Origin of the sequence: Bacillus timonensis, from assembly GCF_004799755.1 — a bacterium.
GTDB classification, from domain to species: domain Bacteria; phylum Bacillota; class Bacilli; order Bacillales; family Bacillaceae_L; genus Ferdinandcohnia; species Ferdinandcohnia timonensis_A.
In genome coordinates, this window is the sequence record NZ_SLUB01000001.1 from 122,141 (window position 1) to 137,201 (window position 15,061).

The 15,061-nt window shown below is 35.9% G+C and carries 18 protein-coding genes; 11 read left to right on the top strand and 7 right to left on the bottom strand.

Translation table 11 applies throughout. From position 1 onward, the window contains the following. Positions 1-403: 403 nt before the first annotated feature. The 5 genes from sigK to E1I69_RS00590 form a co-directional block, all read right to left on the bottom strand. Positions 404-1,117, bottom strand: a complete 714-nt coding sequence (gene sigK, locus E1I69_RS00575; RefSeq protein ID WP_136377697.1) for an RNA polymerase sporulation sigma factor SigK — start codon at positions 1,115-1,117, stop codon at positions 404-406. 179 nt (positions 1,118-1,296) lie between these two features. Continuing rightward, positions 1,297-1,455 (bottom strand): hypothetical protein, encoded by a 159-nt coding sequence (locus E1I69_RS24330; RefSeq protein ID WP_154670392.1) that lies wholly within the window; start codon positions 1,453-1,455, stop codon positions 1,297-1,299. A gap of 3 nt (positions 1,456-1,458) precedes the next feature. Beyond that, entirely contained in the window at positions 1,459-2,715 is a 1,257-nt protein-coding gene (locus E1I69_RS00580) for a Ger(x)C family spore germination protein (RefSeq protein ID WP_136377698.1), read from the bottom strand. After that, positions 2,690-3,799, bottom strand: a complete 1,110-nt coding sequence (locus E1I69_RS00585) for a GerAB/ArcD/ProY family transporter (protein ID WP_136377699.1) — start codon at positions 3,797-3,799, stop codon at positions 2,690-2,692. Before E1I69_RS00585 ends, E1I69_RS00580 begins: the two co-directional genes overlap by 26 nt. Before the next feature lie 2 nt (positions 3,800-3,801). After that, on the bottom strand, positions 3,802-5,355 hold the full coding sequence (locus tag E1I69_RS00590) for a spore germination protein (protein ID WP_136377700.1): 1,554 nt from the start codon (positions 5,353-5,355) through the stop codon (positions 3,802-3,804). Positions 5,356-5,538: 183 nt separating this feature from the next. On the opposite strand from E1I69_RS00590, the gene E1I69_RS00595 reads away from it, so the two are divergent. Continuing rightward, complete coding sequence (locus E1I69_RS00595) at positions 5,539-7,332, top strand: M3 family oligoendopeptidase (RefSeq protein WP_431731848.1); 1,794 nt, start codon at positions 5,539-5,541, stop codon at positions 7,330-7,332. A 40-nt stretch (positions 7,333-7,372) separates the two neighbouring features. Here E1I69_RS00595 and pssA read toward each other — a convergent pair whose 3' ends face one another. Then, on the bottom strand, positions 7,373-7,912 hold the full coding sequence (gene pssA, locus E1I69_RS00600) for a CDP-diacylglycerol--serine O-phosphatidyltransferase (protein WP_136377702.1): 540 nt from the start codon (positions 7,910-7,912) through the stop codon (positions 7,373-7,375). Positions 7,913-8,065: 153 nt separating this feature from the next. On the opposite strand from pssA, the gene E1I69_RS00605 reads away from it, so the two are divergent. Continuing rightward, positions 8,066-8,854 (top strand): phosphatidylserine decarboxylase, encoded by a 789-nt coding sequence (locus E1I69_RS00605; protein WP_136377703.1) that lies wholly within the window; start codon positions 8,066-8,068, stop codon positions 8,852-8,854. Between the two features lie 63 nt (positions 8,855-8,917). Here E1I69_RS00605 and E1I69_RS00610 read toward each other — a convergent pair whose 3' ends face one another. After that, positions 8,918-9,058 carry a sporulation histidine kinase inhibitor Sda gene (locus E1I69_RS00610; protein ID WP_136377704.1) on the bottom strand — a complete coding sequence of 47 codons (141 nt, stop codon included), beginning with the start codon at positions 9,056-9,058 and terminating at the stop codon, positions 8,918-8,920. A 408-nt stretch (positions 9,059-9,466) separates the two neighbouring features. Between E1I69_RS00610 and E1I69_RS00615 the strand changes: the two genes are divergently transcribed. From E1I69_RS00615 to E1I69_RS00655, 9 genes are all read left to right on the top strand, one after another. Next, a complete protein-coding gene (locus E1I69_RS00615) occupies positions 9,467-9,982 on the top strand; it encodes a YqeG family HAD IIIA-type phosphatase (protein WP_136377705.1) in 516 nt (171 codons plus the stop codon). Between the two features lie 5 nt (positions 9,983-9,987). Further along, positions 9,988-11,097: a ribosome biogenesis GTPase YqeH gene (yqeH, locus tag E1I69_RS00620; RefSeq protein ID WP_136377706.1), complete on the top strand. Its 1,110-nt coding sequence runs from the start codon at positions 9,988-9,990 to the stop codon at positions 11,095-11,097. Positions 11,098-11,135: 38 nt separating this feature from the next. Then, positions 11,136-11,981: a shikimate dehydrogenase gene (aroE, locus tag E1I69_RS00625; RefSeq protein WP_136377707.1), complete on the top strand. Its 846-nt coding sequence runs from the start codon at positions 11,136-11,138 to the stop codon at positions 11,979-11,981. Continuing rightward, positions 11,975-12,274: a ribosome assembly RNA-binding protein YhbY gene (gene yhbY, locus E1I69_RS00630; protein WP_136377708.1), complete on the top strand. Its 300-nt coding sequence runs from the start codon at positions 11,975-11,977 to the stop codon at positions 12,272-12,274. The genes aroE and yhbY overlap by 7 nt, the downstream gene beginning before the upstream one ends. A 20-nt stretch (positions 12,275-12,294) precedes the next feature. Further along, entirely contained in the window at positions 12,295-12,864 is a 570-nt protein-coding gene (locus E1I69_RS00635; protein ID WP_136377709.1) for a nicotinate-nucleotide adenylyltransferase, read from the top strand. Beyond that, complete coding sequence (yqeK, locus tag E1I69_RS00640; protein WP_136377710.1) at positions 12,854-13,432, top strand: bis(5'-nucleosyl)-tetraphosphatase (symmetrical) YqeK; 579 nt, start codon at positions 12,854-12,856, stop codon at positions 13,430-13,432. The genes E1I69_RS00635 and yqeK overlap by 11 nt, the downstream gene beginning before the upstream one ends. Beyond that, positions 13,429-13,785 carry a ribosome silencing factor gene (gene rsfS, locus E1I69_RS00645; protein WP_136377711.1) on the top strand — a complete coding sequence of 119 codons (357 nt, stop codon included), beginning with the start codon at positions 13,429-13,431 and terminating at the stop codon, positions 13,783-13,785. The genes yqeK and rsfS overlap by 4 nt, the downstream gene beginning before the upstream one ends. Further along, the gene (locus E1I69_RS00650) at positions 13,782-14,525 is read left to right on the top strand and encodes a class I SAM-dependent DNA methyltransferase (RefSeq protein WP_136377712.1); all 744 of its coding nucleotides are present in this window, start codon (positions 13,782-13,784) and stop codon (positions 14,523-14,525) included. The genes rsfS and E1I69_RS00650 overlap by 4 nt, the downstream gene beginning before the upstream one ends. Positions 14,526-14,621: 96 nt before the next feature. Next, positions 14,622-14,873: a hypothetical protein gene (locus E1I69_RS00655; protein ID WP_136377713.1), complete on the top strand. Its 252-nt coding sequence runs from the start codon at positions 14,622-14,624 to the stop codon at positions 14,871-14,873. Positions 14,874-15,061: the final 188 nt, after the last annotated feature.

The window sequence follows — 15,061 nt, forward strand, 5'->3', positions numbered from 1 at the left end:
GGTTATCTGTGGAGAAGGATTCCACCTAACGAATGAAAATGATAGGAGGAGTTACGAATGCTATCGGTTCATGTACTGATTTTTACCATTTTATTTTCAAAGAAAAATAATTAGTATTGTAATGGGGAGTGCCAACAATGGCGCTCCTTTTGGTTTGTATGAATGCCTTCATTTTGTCAAATTTCTTTAACACAATGTTCAAATGTGGATAACGTTTACACAGTATGTAAGTGATAAAGTAAAAGTAAGAAGTACATCTCTTTGATGGAGGATGATAATGATGTTTATGATCGTTATGGGGATTGTGATTACGTCTGTTATTGCAATTATTATTGGAACTGAAGTCAGTGTTGAATTATAAAACAAAAGGTGGATTGCATATAAATGTGCAATCCACGTTTTTTTATGATCTTCTTTTATCTTTTTCGGCCCGATAAAATTCATGGAACATTTTCATCAAGGCACGCTTTTCAATGCGTGATACATAGCTTCTTGAGATACCCAACTCTTTTGCAATCTCACGCTGTGTTTTTTCCTTTGATAAATCAAGTCCAAACCTACCCACAATGACTTCTTTTTCTCTGTCATCAAGGACATCAATATATTCTTTGATTTTCTCAAGTTCCATATTTAATTGGATTGTTTCAATCACATCTTCTGTTTCTGATTTCAAAACATCAATTAAACTAATTTCATTACCTTCTTTATCCTGGCCAATCGGATCATGCAGAGAAACATCCTTTTTCGTCTTCTTTAAAGCTCTTAAGTGCATCAGGATCTCATTTTCGATACAGCGTGCAGCGTACGTAGCTAATTTTGTTCCTTTACCTTGTGAATAGCTTTCAATTGCTTTGATTAATCCTATGGTTCCAATTGAAATAAGATCTTCTGTGTCCTCACCAGTGTTTTCAAATTTTTTAACTATATGAGCGACCAACCTTAAATTATGTTCAATCAACACATTCCGAGCGTGTTCATTCCCCTCGGCCAATAATTGTAAGTATTTCTTCTCGTCAGAAGATGATAACGGTTGAGGAAAAGCATTATTTTTTACATAGGATACTAAAAATAATAATTCTTTTACAAAATAGCCTAATGCTGCTAACAGTCCAGACATTCGCTCACCTCCACATAAATCGTAGTGTATGTAATGTAACACTACATTGTCTAGGCATTTGCCCATTACTTAATGTTATGAGCGAGTGTGCTTGCTTGTGTCTGTCCGATAGAAAAAAGCTGATGATAGTAAAAAAGTCCATTTTCCACTACACCATCAGCCTTAATTTGAATTTTTATCTACTTGATAATCGTAAAAAAGGGTGCAATAGCTACAACCAACGCTAATCCAAAAACAACAATTGAACCAGGTTTGTTTTTATCCTTCCAAAGGGAAATGGAGAACCCGGTCGTATAGGCAAAAATGATTGTCATGATCAGGTAAATAAATAATTTCATCGCTTAATCTCTTATCCTTTCATAACCAGGTAATTTCGATTGTCGCCCAAATTCGTCAAATCTAATATCGACTGTAACGCTAATATCTGCATTGGGATATGCTTTCATCCAATCATAGCTTTCCCACTGTGGAATAGTTAAGAAATGCTTCCTTGCAAAAAGAGAAAAGGCAAAGAGATCTGCTTTGAATTCTTCTTGTGTTCGTTTAATTAAATCATTTATTCTTCTTTCAAAGCCACTGGAAATATGCTTCTTTAATTCTTCTCTCTTATCCTCATCATCTGCATAATTGACCATGCTATGGTCCGTTAAAATCGCAGCTTGAATAGGAAGTGCCACTTTGATTTTTGGTGCAGGTTTTGAAACATCCACAGTGATCTCAGGAGGTATTATTTGGGTGAAGCGTGCGGTTATCCAGTAATTTTCCATAAATGGATCAGGAAGAGTAACTAAAAAGCTCGGTTTTAAAATCCATTTATTTAGCATTTGGGTAATCCGTGTTTCTTGTACTGAAAGAATCCCAATCATTTGTCCCTCTTTAAAGACCGCAGAACCAAGAAACTGAGCAGGGTTTGTTTTTCCAGTTACCTTCATTTTACCAGCGATTAATTCATCATCTTCGTTTCTCTTTGCTGTATTCTTATCCTGCTCGGTTGTTGCGAAAGCAGAAATAAATAGATCAGCATCCGCTTCTGTTACTCTAAAGAAGTTGTGGATTTCGGAATTTGGAATAAAGCCAATTTTTGTTGCATTATCAAAAAGTAATTCAAAATATTCATGTCTTCTCGTTTCAAGCTTTGGTTGATTTCGTTCAATAAATGTACTAGCCTCTTCCTTTGAAACAATTAGTTTTGTATCACGTCTAACATCACGGTCCTTCGTTCCATCATAGATATATCGAATAAAATCCTTATCCCTTGCAAGCTCTTCTGAGACTACAAAGAAGTCCAATATATCATAGGTAATCGCCTTCGCAATGACGGCATTTGCTAAGTTTTCGGATTGAATAAAACTTGAGGCATTAAGTGTGATAATCTCATGTGTAGGTTCATTACTTCCACCACCTTGTTGAGTTGATCCGGCCTCTGGATTTGAAATTAAATACGTAATTTTTAAAAAGCCTCTAATATCGGATTTATCTAGGCCTATACCTAGCACATACGCTCTCTCATCAATTTCCTCTTTATCCCAACAACCGGCCAAAATCAATAAAATAGAAAAAAGGAAGAAAATTTTAATTATTGTGGCTTGTTTCTTCATGTTTTAAATCCCCTCTGATTTTTGCTATTAACCACATAAGGCAAGGAAAAACAAGAAACATTGGACTCAGGATATGTAATAACACTTCTCGGATTTTAAAGACTGTAAATGTAGGGGCTTCAGGACCTAATCCAAAAATAACGATAATCGTTGCGATTGTAGGGGTTAAATATTCAAAGTTTTTGATATTACAAATCCCTCCTAAAAATACGCAAATCAAATATAAGTAAACAGTAAACCGAATAAATGCAGCTATAATCCAAAATGGAAAGAAGAAGGTTTCAATATTTGTTAGAAATCCCAACCGTATCAATCGTATTAACTCTTGGTAAGGATAATCAAGCATTTTTAAACCTTCATAATCAAATACAAATAAATAGATAAGAAAAGCTAATGTTAATTCAATTACGACTATAACAAATGCAATCCAGGTCCCTTTTTTATAAGCCTTAGCGGATACAAGGTAGGGGGCAATTAATCCCATAAAAAAAAACTCGGCAAACAGGGAAACATGTGTAGTGCTCGTTTTTATTACTTCTAAAGAGCCTGGACCTAAAATTGGGAAAATAAAGGCAAGGCTACTGTCTCTTAGTGCTAAAAGGAGGGCGATGACCAATGAAAACTTTACATAGAACAGCACTAACCACGAAACAGTGCCTATATGTTCAATTCCTTTTTTGGCGCCATATGCACAAACAAACATCAACACAGTATAAATCATTATATAAGGGGTTTGTGTAAAATACATGGTACCAATGATATCCACATAAATGGCTGAATCATAAGTAAAACTGAGAAAAGAAGTAAGTAATAAAAAACTTGAAAAGACTGTGCCAAGATATTTACCAAATAAGTGACGGATGACGTCATGCAAATTTTTATTCTTATAAGCTGTGATGACTTTGATTGTCAAATAGATTGGAATAATCGACTTTATTCCTATAAGCAGAGGAGCCATCCAATACGCGTTATCTAGGTAGTCAACTAAAATAGACGGTGTGTCATCAGATAATTTGACACCAACCACTAATATTAAGAGAGCTACGTATTCCCTTATCCCAATTTTTCCTCTTAATTGCTCCATAGCTACTCCTCTGCCTTTTTTATGACGTCCTTCGGTTTTAAATAACCCGGACGAATTCTTTCACTTTTGATCATTTTTCGGATAATTGTATCGTTAGAAGAAATATACTTAGGTGACATTGGTGACAAGTAAGGAACGCCAAAAGATTTTAGTGATACCATATAAGTGATTCCTGCTGTAAACAAAGCTGTCATGCCATAAATACCAAATAGACCAGCCGCTAGTATAAAAGCAAATCGAATAATCCTAATTGCATAATTCATGCTCACATCACTTAGAGTAAATGAACAAAGTCCCCCTAATGCCACGACGATGACCACAATTGGACTAACAACATTTGCCTGCACCGCTGCTTGTCCTAAAATTAATGCTCCGACAATCCCAATTGTTGGTCCAATTGGATTAGGAACTCGGAGTCCTGCTTCCCGTATTAACTCAAAAGCAATTTCCATCATTAATATTTCAATAAGGGAAGGGAAAGGAACTTTTTCACGGGTTGCAGAAATGGCTAATAAGAGATCAGTCGGAACCATTTCAGAATGGTAGTTGGTAATGGAAACATAAATCGCAGATCCAAATACGGTTATAAACAAAGCGCATACTCGTAGGATTCGAATAAAATTTCCATATATAAAACGCAAATAGTGATCCTCCGGGTTATGGATAAAGGACCAAAAAGTTGCGGGTAGGATTAAAGCAGCTGGTGAATTATTCATAAGTAAAACGACATATCCATCCTCTAAAAATGAAGAAGCTCGATCAGGTCTTTCCGTATATAAAGTACTAGGAAAGATTGATTTCGGTCTTTCTTCTATGTATTGTTCTAGAAGAGAAAGGTTTTGGATGGCGTCTACATCTAATGAACTAACCCTTTCTTTAATATTTTGTATCATTTTATCATTGGTAAGATCCTTTATATAAAGGATAAAAAGTTCATTATTTGAGCGCTTTGAAACCGTTGTACTTTCGACTATTAAATTTTCGCTTCTTATCTTCTTTCGAATTAATGAAATATTAGTATCCGCTTTTTCGTTAAAAGCTTCTTTTGGACCTTTAACGACAACCTCATTTTCTGCTTTTTCAACGGATCTGCTTTGGAACTTAGCCGTTCCTATTGCTAATGCTTTAGTTTCACCATCGACTAGTAATATTGTGTTTCCTTGATTAGCACCATTCACAATATCTTTCATAAGTTGTACACGAGTAAATGATTGAACTTGAATGATATCTTGAACTTCTTTTTCTGGATCTTCATTACGTAACAATGGTTCAAGAATATGCTCACTAATCATGGAAACATCGGTGATTGTTGAAATAAACAAGATTGCCGCTTTTTTATTTATTCCGTTTATCGTAAAATTGTGGAACTTAACATCGCTGTTTTCAGGTAATGAATAAAGCTTCTCTAATGTTGATATGTTTATTTGAAGATTTTGGTTCATTTCTTGATTTTTTATTTTGATATCCTCTGCAGCTGATTTTTCAGGATATTGTTCGGGATCTAATTTAGAACTTGTAAATTTGTCCAGATACTTTTGAATAGGATGCTTTTTCATAACAAACAGCTCCGAGCTTTTTCCTAAGTTTGCCACCAAAACTGGAATTTAATACAAATAATGATAAAAGACAGGAATTTGTTTTGAAATGTCTAAAATGATAGAAGTTTTTATAAAATCCCTTTATAATGAATGGTGTGAATTATTTAGTGAGTCTAAATAATTAAGAAGGGGGAAATGAATGTGAGCACACGTACATATGAGCAAAAATGGGATTTAGATGTATTTTTTGAAGGTGGAAGCAGTTCACCAGCTTTTCATGCCTTTTTAGAGGCGCTACAAAAGGAACTAACTGAGTTTAGTGCATTAGTAGATGGATTTCAAGTACCTTCAAATGTAAAGGATAAAGAAGGATTAGAACACATTTTAGAAGCATTTCAATCCTCTTTTAAAAAGCTTCGTCAGGCAGGTGCTTTTGTGAGTTGCTTGACAGCCCAGGATACAACTGACCGTGGAGCAAGCTTATTACAAGGAAAAACAACGCAGCTGAGTAGCGAGCTTCAATCCATTTTAACCGCGTTTGATCAAAAGCTCATTGCGATTGAGCAACCGGTATGGGATGAACTTTTATCTGAAGCGCCATTCAATGAGCTTTCCTATGTTTTGGAGGAAAGAAGAACAAGAGCAAAAGAAAAACTATCTCTAGAACAGGAAAGCTTAATTAATGCTCTAGGTGTTGATGGATACCATTCATGGGGACAACTCTATAATATGGTCGTTGGCAACATCCAGATTCCATTTGAAGAAAATGGTGAAACAAAACAACTTTCAGTCGGCCAAGCATTTAACAAGTTTTCAAGTACTGATCGCAATGTCCGTAAATCAATGTTTGAGCAGTGGGAAAAAACATGGGAGAATCATTCGGATTATATTGGTGAAGCCTTAAATCACCTTGGAGGTTTCCGATTAAACGTCTATAAAGCACGTGGTTGGGAAAGCGTTCTTGGGGAACCACTAGATATTAACAGAATGTCTAAAGAAACACTCGATACAATGTGGTCGGTTATTACTGAAAACAAAGCTCCATTCGTGGACTATTTAAACCGAAAAGCAGAACTATTAGGTCTTGAAGGGCTAAGTTGGTACGACCTTGATGCACCAGTAGGTCAAACGGAAAGCAAGGTAACTTATCAAGAAGGTGCTGAATTTATTTTAGACCAATTTAGTAAGTTTGGTCCTAAGCTTACTAAGTTTACACAAAAAGCGTTTGAAGATAGCTGGATTGAAGCCGAAGATCGACCTGGAAAACGTCCTGGCGGTTTTTGCACAAGCTTTCCTGAAAGTGATCAATCAAGAATCTTTATGACCTTCTCAGGAACACCTTCAAATGTGTCAACTCTTGCTCATGAACTTGGTCATGCATTCCATCAGCATGCAATGGCTGGTGTTCATACGTTAAACCGTAGCTATGCTATGAACGTCGCAGAAACTGCATCTACTTTTGCGGAAATGATTGTCGCAGATGCTTCTGTAAAAAATGCAAAGTCCAAAGATGAAAAAATTGCCTTAATAGAGGATAAAATCCAAAGAAGTGTTGCTTTTTATATGAATATTCACGCTCGCTTCCTATTTGAGACGAGATTTTATGAGGAGCGCAAGCAAGGCATTGTGAGTGCAGAACGCCTTAATGAACTAATGCTAGAAGCGCAGAAGGAAGCATACTGTGGGGCATTAAAGGAATATCATCCACAATTTTGGGCATCGAAGATGCATTTCTATATTACAGGTGTACCTTTTTATAACTTCCCTTATACGTTTGGATATTTATTCTCTCTCGGAATTTATGCAAAGGCGTTAGAAGAGGGTACAGACTATGAAGAGAAGTACATCGCACTGCTAAAGGATACAGCAAGCATGAAGGTGGAAGACCTTGCTGCTAAACACTTAGGCGTTGATTTAACCAAACGTGATTTTTGGGAAAAGGCTGTAAAGCTTTCAGTTAAAGATGTAGAAGAATTTATAGAGTTAACGAAATGAGAAAAAACCTATCCACATCAAAAATAGTGGATAGGTTTTTTTATACTTTCTTTAATTTAAATGTACCAACCATAAGGAAAGAAAGAATGATGATGAGGTAAATGAAAAATTGTGGAGATACATAAGGGATTGCTAAGAAGCTTAATGTCAATAGACAGCCAGCAGCCGTTATCGGTAAGCCTACAAAGAAGCCTTTATTGTCACTAATATTGAATTTAGCTAAACGAAAAGCTCCACATCCAATATAGAAAACGGTAAAAAACATCCCTGGGGCACCGAATTCATAGATGATCCCTTGGTATAAAAGAAGCGCAGGTGCAACGCCGAATGATATAATATCACACATTGAGTCAAGTTGTTTTCCGAGCTCTGATTCAATCTGAAATTTTCTAGCCACCATTCCATCAAAACGATCAGCAAGTGCAGCTAAAAAGATAAGTAATAAGCTTAAATTTAATTCGTTCTTTAAAACAAATAATATAGAAAAACCACCTAAACTAAGGTTGATTAAGGTAAGTATGTTGGCAGTATGTGCTTTTAGCTTTTTTAAAGTAGAATCTAAATAGTCTAATAAAAACATTTCTTCACTCCTTTCTATAGAGGATTTACAAAAAAGTCTTTGTAATGGATATTAAAAATCAATAAAATAAGATAGTATTGCTTTAATAATCTTATTTTATTCGTTGAAAAGTATATAGTCAAAGAGAAATTGTAATTTTAGGGGGAATTCGATTTGCAGAAATGGGTATACCGTTTTTTTATAGAATTAACGAACCATCGTCTTTCTTCGATGCTTTTAAAAAAATTTTCACAATCAAGAGTTAGTGCTATACTTATTCCGAGTTATGCGAAAATATACAATATTAACCAAGCAGAAATGGAAAAAAGCTTAACCGATTTTGCTACCCTTCATGACCTTTTCGTTAGACAACTGAAACTAAACAGCAGGCATATAGATTCAAACGAAAATACTGTCATTAGCCCTGTTGATGCTGTTATTGAAGAGACTGGTATGATTACCGCGAATAAGGAAATGATTGTAAAAAATAAACATTATTCGATCCAAGAGATGCTTGGAGATGAAAACTCACTCGCTAAATACATAGGTGGTACCTTCGTTATTCTATATTTAAGTCCAAGCCATTATCATCGAATTCATAGTCCAATTTCTGGAGTTATCACAAAGCAATGGGATTTGGGATGGAAATCGTATCCGGTCAATCGACTCGGGTTAAAATATGGAAAAGATCCTTTATCCAAAAATTATCGAAAAATAACAGAAATACGTGTTAATGACACATATGTTGCTGTCGTCAAGGTGGGGGCAATGTTTATCAATAGTATAGAAACAACCCATACAAGTGATTTTGTGAAAAAAGGGGAGGAAATTGCGTATTTCTCATTCGGTTCAACGGTTGTTCTTTTATTTGAAAAAGATCGTTTTACGTTTAGCCCTGAAATAAGTCCGTCTACTAATATAAAAATGGGTGAAGTCTTAGGTACACTTAACAAAGAAAGGTGAATGGCGCCTGGAGTTAGTCATGAAAAAAAGAGCCTCTAGTGGCTCTTTTACAAAAATCATTCATTATGATATATTTCTAATCCTATGTCCTAATGATCTGCGGTTAATTTCAGTTTCCATAAGGTGAATAAAATCAGGACTGAGGTTTAATTTTATAGCTTTAAAATAAGATTCAATTAACAAGTCATCTGATAATTTTTTCATAGCATTGAGCCAAAAGTTGGCTATTCACCTCCTAAAGATTTATTGCGTAATTCGTTCTATTTTATCTGCTGTTGTCATATACTAATACGTTATTCTTAGTTGGTAAGTTAACTCTATCACGAAAAAAATAATAGAACAACCGTTCTGTTATCCACAGGAGTTAGTGGATAACTTGTGAGTATTTTGTTTATAATTTTTGGAAATCTATGTATATCAATGTGTAAAATGTGTATAAGTTTATCCACAACTGTTGAAATTTACTGACTTTTGTCGAAAACTTTTTTTCTTTTTTGTAAAACTGCAATATTTGTGACGAAATTTGACAGATTAGTTTTTGTGAAAATAGCTTTATTCCGTTATGATAGGATAGGTATAGAACAGGAAGAAGTCCGGTGAGGTGTAAGCATATTGTTAAAGAAATTTTTACCAAATGAACATGTGAAATCCGTTTTTGAGATTTCACCAAGTAAGCTTAAGGAATTAGGAATAAAAGGTGTTATAACCGATTTAGATAATACATTGGTTGAATGGGATCGTCCAAGTGCAACACCAGAGCTTGTGGAATGGTTTGCTGATATTAAAAAAAATGGGATAACTGTTACCATTGTCTCAAATAATCAAGAGCCAAGAGTAAAAGAATTTGCAGATCCGTTAGGTATTCCGTTTATTTATGAGGCCAGAAAACCTTTGATACGAGCTTTTAACCGTGCAATAAGGGAAATGAATTTACAAAAAGATGAGGTTGTTGTAATAGGTGACCAGCTCCTTACTGATGTATTAGGTGGTAACCGCTGTGGTCTACATACCATTCTTGTTGTTCCTGTTGCGCAAACCGATGGATTTTTTACAAAGTTTAATCGCTTTGTCGAAAGAAGAATACTAACTTGGATGAAGCGTCGCGGAATGCTTTATTGGGAGGATTAATAGAAGTGGAACAAGAAAAGATTAGCTGTATTGGCTGTGGGGTTGAAATCCAAACGGCGGATGAAACAAAATTAGGATATGCACCACATTCGGCATTAGAAAAGGATAAAGTCATATGTCAACGATGTTTTAAATTAAAGCACTATAATGAAGTTCAAGATGTTTCGTTAACGGATGATGACTTTTTAAAAATCCTACACGGAATTGGATCTACCGATGCATTAATCGTAAAAATTGTAGACATATTTGATTTTAATGGCAGTTGGTTACCTGGTCTTCATCGTTTTGTGGGCAATAACAATATCTTATTAATTGGTAATAAAGTAGATTTGCTGCCAAAATCGGTGAAGCCTAAGAAACTCATTAATTGGATGAAAGAATCATCCAGGGACCTAGGACTGAAACCTATTGATGTCTCTTTAATTAGTGCAGAAAAAGGCACAGGCATCAAAGAGGTAGCAGATGCCATCGAGCATTATCGCCAGGGAAAAGATGTATATGTAGTTGGTTGTACAAATGTTGGGAAATCAACATTCATTAACCGCTTAATTAAAGAATTTAGTGGGGAGAAGGATGACATCATTACGACTTCACACTTTCCTGGAACAACATTAGATATCATTGATATCCCACTTGATGATAAACATTCCTTATTTGATACTCCAGGAATTATTAATCACCATCAAATGGCACATTTTGTTTCAAAACAAGACTTGAAGGTGATCACGCCGAAAAAAGAAATTAAACCAAAAGTTTTTCAATTAAATGAACGACAAACCTTGTTTTTTGGTGGATTAGCCCGATTTGATTTTGTAAGTGGAGACAGGCAGTCATTCGTTTGTCATTTCTCTAATTTATTGAATATCCATCGGACCAAGCTTGAAAATGCAGATGAATTATATGATAACCATAAAGGCGAGATGTTACAGCCACCAGGAAAAAATGAACTAGATGAATTCCCGCCTCTCGTTGCTCATGAATTTATGATCAAAGAAGCAAAGACAGATGTTGTTTTCTCTGGCTTGGGCTGGGTAACCATTAACGTACCTAATACGAAAGTTGTCGCTCATGTTCCAAAGGGTGTTGGAGTGATTGTGCGAAAGTCGCTAATCTAGTATGACGAATTAGAAAAAATATGTTTACGGGTGAGGAAATGGAAAAGGTTTATGGGGTAATTGGGAGTCCAATCTCACATTCAATGTCACCAATGATGCATAATGATCTTTTTGAACATTATAAGCTTAAGGCAAGATACCATGCTTTCCATGTTCCACAGGAAGGGGTAAATGCCGCAATTGAAGGGATAAAAGCACTTGGAATAGCGGGTATTAATGTCACAATTCCGCATAAGATTGATGTCATTGAATATTTAGATGAAGTTGAAGAGGTTGCGGCAAATATTGGCGCGGTTAATACGATTGTCAACGAGAATGGGAAATTAATTGGATATAATACAGATGGAAATGGATTTATCCGTTCGTTGAATCAAGTGATTAGTAATGAGGAATTATGTTCAGCTAAGGTATTAATAATCGGAGCTGGTGGTGCAGCAAGAGGAATCTTTATTTCGTTAGCTGCAATGGGTGTAAAAAACATCGATATTGTAAATCGTACGATGGAGCGTGCACATTCAATTATAGATGATTGTAAGTTCCCAGTTGATTCACATGGATTGGGATTTGCAGAGGCAGAAGCGGATTTAGGAAAATATCAAGTGATTGTCAATACGACTTCTGTTGGAATGCATCCCAATGTCGATGAGATGCCTCTTTCACTTGAAAATATCACGCCAAAAACGATTGTTAGTGATATTATTTATAATCCATTTGAAACGAAGCTTCTACAGGAAGCGACTAGACGTGGAGCAATTACGCAAAATGGAATTGGAATGTTTGTTTATCAAGGTGCCCTAGCATTTGAAAAATGGACAGGAATATTTCCGGATACAGATAGAATGGAAAGGCTTGTAACAAGGCTATTAGGAGGAAAAACATGCTAACAGGAAAACAAAAACGATTCTTGCGCTCTAAAGCCCATCATTTAGACCCAATTTTTCAGGTTGGAAAAGGTGGGGTAAATGATAATATGATTAAACAAATTAGTGACGCACTTGAAGCACGTGAGTTATTAAAAATCAGTGTTCTGCAAAACTGTGAGGATGACCGTGATACGGTAGCCGAAGAGCTCAGTAAGGGTGCAAAGGCAGAAATCGTTCAGATCATTGGAAATACAATTGTACTTTACAAAGAATCCAAAGAAAAAAAGAAATTAGAGCTTCCAAAATCAAAATAGGTATTGTTGGAGGGAAATAAATGAACCATATTGGAATCATAGGTGGTACATTTGATCCGCCTCATATTGGTCATCTATTCATCGCATCGGAGGTATTGACAAGGTTAAATCTTTCTGAAGTGTGGTTCATGCCTAACCATATTCCTCCACATAAAGAACGTAAAAGTTATGTGACCGATGAAGAGCGGGTTGAAATGCTTTCTCTTGCCATTTCCGATCAGCCAAAATTTAAATTGCAGTTGATTGAACTGGAAAGAGAAGGTCCCTCATATACATACGACACCATTAAATTATTACGTGAAAAATATGAAGATACAAAGTTTTACTTTATCATTGGGGGAGATATGGTCGAATATCTGCCACATTGGCATAAAATTGACGAACTTGTTGATATGGTTACATTCGTTGGAGTTAAAAGACCAGGTTATACATTTCCGGCGGAATATCCAATTACAGAAGTGGATATCCCGCAATTTGATATCTCTTCATCGATGATTCGGAAAAGGTTATCAGAAAAGGGAAATACAATGTATTTACTTCCTGAAAAAGTACGAAACTATATAGAGGAGAAGCATTTATATGGAACGTGAAAAGGCACTAGGGATAGTCAAAGAACAGTTAACAGAGCACCGTTATCAGCATACACTTGGTGTGATGGAGACGGCAATTGAACTATCAAAACGCTATCATGCAGATGTAAAAAAAGCCGAAATTGCTGCCATTTTTCATGATTATGCAAAGTTTAGACCTAAAGATGAAATGAAACAAATCATCATCAACCAACAGATGCCATCCGATTTATTGATTCATAATACAGAGCTTTGGCATGCACCAGTTGGAGCATTCCTTGTAAAGACCGAGGTAGGCATTGAGGATGAGGAAATTCTAGATGCAATTCGTTTCCATACATCTGGACGCGAAAAAATGACCCTTCTTGAAAAGATTATTTTTGTGGCAGATTATATTGAGCCAGGAAGACATTTTCCGGGTGTAGAAGAAGGTAGAAAACTCGCAAAACAGGATTTAGACGATGCACTTATCTATGCATTAAAAAACACAATTATGTTTTTAGCCAAAAAAAGTCAAGCAATCTATCCAGATACATTGCGAACATATAACTCACTAATTTTTGAGAAAAAAGGGGGAATCCTAGGGTGAATGAAAGAGATATTTTAACATTTGCAGTCCAAGCAGCTGATGATAAACGAGCAGAAAATATCATTGCCTTGAATATGAAGGGGTTATCACTGGTAGCCGATTATTTTCTTATTTGCCACGGAAATTCTGAAAAACAGGTGCAAGCAATTGCTCGTGAAATAAAAGACAAAGCTGATGAAAATGGTATTCATATTAAGCGTCTTGAGGGATTTGATGAAGCAAGATGGGTTCTTGTTGACCTCGGAGATGTCATTGTCCATGTTTTCCATAAAGACGAACGTAGCTATTATAATTTAGAACGTCTTTGGGGAGATGCACCTACGGAAAACATTGAAGATGTGCTAAGTTTATGAGCTATGGTGAATTTGCCTATATCTATGATGAACTGATGCGTGATGTAGATTATGAGCAATGGGTTTCATTTGTAAAGGAAAAAGTAGCACATCTTCATAAAAAGAGTGGTCTAAGGGTTCTAGATATTGGCTGTGGAACAGGAGAAATTACAATAAGACTTGCCAAAGAAGGTTTTGAGGTTATTGGGGTCGATCTTTCAGAAGATATGCTGACGGTTGCGAATCACAAGGCAGTGGAGGCAGGAGTGAAAGTTGAGTTTTACCAACAGAACATGTTGGATATCTCAGGGTTTGAGCCATTTGATCTTATTGTGATTTTCTGTGATTCCCTAAATTATTTGCATTCCGAACAAGAGGTGCAGAAAACCTTTGCAAATATTTACCAGCTTTTGAAAGAAGATGGTCTATTTCTGTTTGATGTCCATTCCGTTTATAAAATGGATTCCATTTTTATGAACGGACCGTTTGTAAGTGCTGAAGATCAGGTTAGTTTTATTTGGAATTGCTATAGTGGGGAGCATCCTCACAGTGTCGAGCATGAGCTTTCCTTTTTTGTGAAAAATGAACATAATGAGGATTACGCAAGGTTTGACGAGTTTCACGAACAGCGTACCTTTCCGATTGAAATGTATCAAAATTGGCTTGTACAAACAGGTTTTCGTGTACAAGACATTTGTGCTGATTTTACAGAACATGTTCAAGAGACTTCAGAACGAATTTTAATCACTGCAAAGAAATAGAGGGCCAGAGGATGAAATTATCGGTTTTTCGTTTTGAGGTGCAAATAGACTAATTATCATATTTAAAACGAATAGGGTTTCTAAGGTCAAATCACAGTGAAAATCATAGTCAAACGCTTTAGAGAAATAAAATCGGTAAATATTCAGACAAGGGAAAGCCAAAACATTGCGGTTGTGTCCGAAGTTGAGTCATCTTCAGACAAAGGAGTGCCAAAACATCGCGGTTGTGTCCGAAGTCGAGTCATCTTCAGACAAGGGAAAGCCAAAACATCGCGGTTGTGTCCGAAGTCGAGTCATCTTCAGACAAAGGAAAGCCAAAACATCGCGGTTATGTCCGAAGTCGAGTAACTCCTTTAATATTAGAAATTACTTCACTCAGCAAATTCGCTGTTGCATCTTCAACTTTGGCCCGAAAAGCAATTTACCAACAATAGCACACCTATTTTCACAAGCACATTCTCACTGTATAATAAGTATTGTCACACTCCCAAAAACGGATGTGAGTTATAATTACTTTTTAATATAAACTGCATCAA

Bases quoted from the DNA above. Each gene is read 5' to 3' on its own strand.
- sigK (WP_136377697.1), bottom strand. From the start codon at position 1,117: ATGTCTGGACTGTTAGCAGCATTAGGCTATTTTGTAAAAGAATTATTA.
- E1I69_RS24330 (WP_154670392.1), bottom strand. From the start codon at position 1,455: ATGAAATTATTTATTTACCTGATCATGACAATCATTTTTGCCTATACG.
- E1I69_RS00580 (WP_136377698.1), bottom strand. From the start codon at position 2,715: ATGAAGAAACAAGCCACAATAATTAAAATTTTCTTCCTTTTTTCTATT.
- E1I69_RS00585 (WP_136377699.1), bottom strand. From the start codon at position 3,799: ATGGAGCAATTAAGAGGAAAAATTGGGATAAGGGAATACGTAGCTCTC.
- E1I69_RS00590 (WP_136377700.1), bottom strand. From the start codon at position 5,355: ATGAAAAAGCATCCTATTCAAAAGTATCTGGACAAATTTACAAGTTCT.
- pssA (WP_136377702.1), bottom strand. From the start codon at position 7,912: ATGTTTTTATTAGACTATTTAGATTCTACTTTAAAAAAGCTAAAAGCA.
- E1I69_RS00610 (WP_136377704.1), bottom strand. From the start codon at position 9,058: ATGAAAAAATTATCAGATGACTTGTTAATTGAATCTTATTTTAAAGCT.
- aroE (WP_136377707.1), top strand. From the start codon at position 11,136: ATGGAAAAGGTTTATGGGGTAATTGGGAGTCCAATCTCACATTCAATG.
- yhbY (WP_136377708.1), top strand. From the start codon at position 11,975: ATGCTAACAGGAAAACAAAAACGATTCTTGCGCTCTAAAGCCCATCAT.
- E1I69_RS00635 (WP_136377709.1), top strand. From the start codon at position 12,295: ATGAACCATATTGGAATCATAGGTGGTACATTTGATCCGCCTCATATT.
- yqeK (WP_136377710.1), top strand. From the start codon at position 12,854: ATGGAACGTGAAAAGGCACTAGGGATAGTCAAAGAACAGTTAACAGAG.
- E1I69_RS00650 (WP_136377712.1), top strand. From the start codon at position 13,782: ATGAGCTATGGTGAATTTGCCTATATCTATGATGAACTGATGCGTGAT.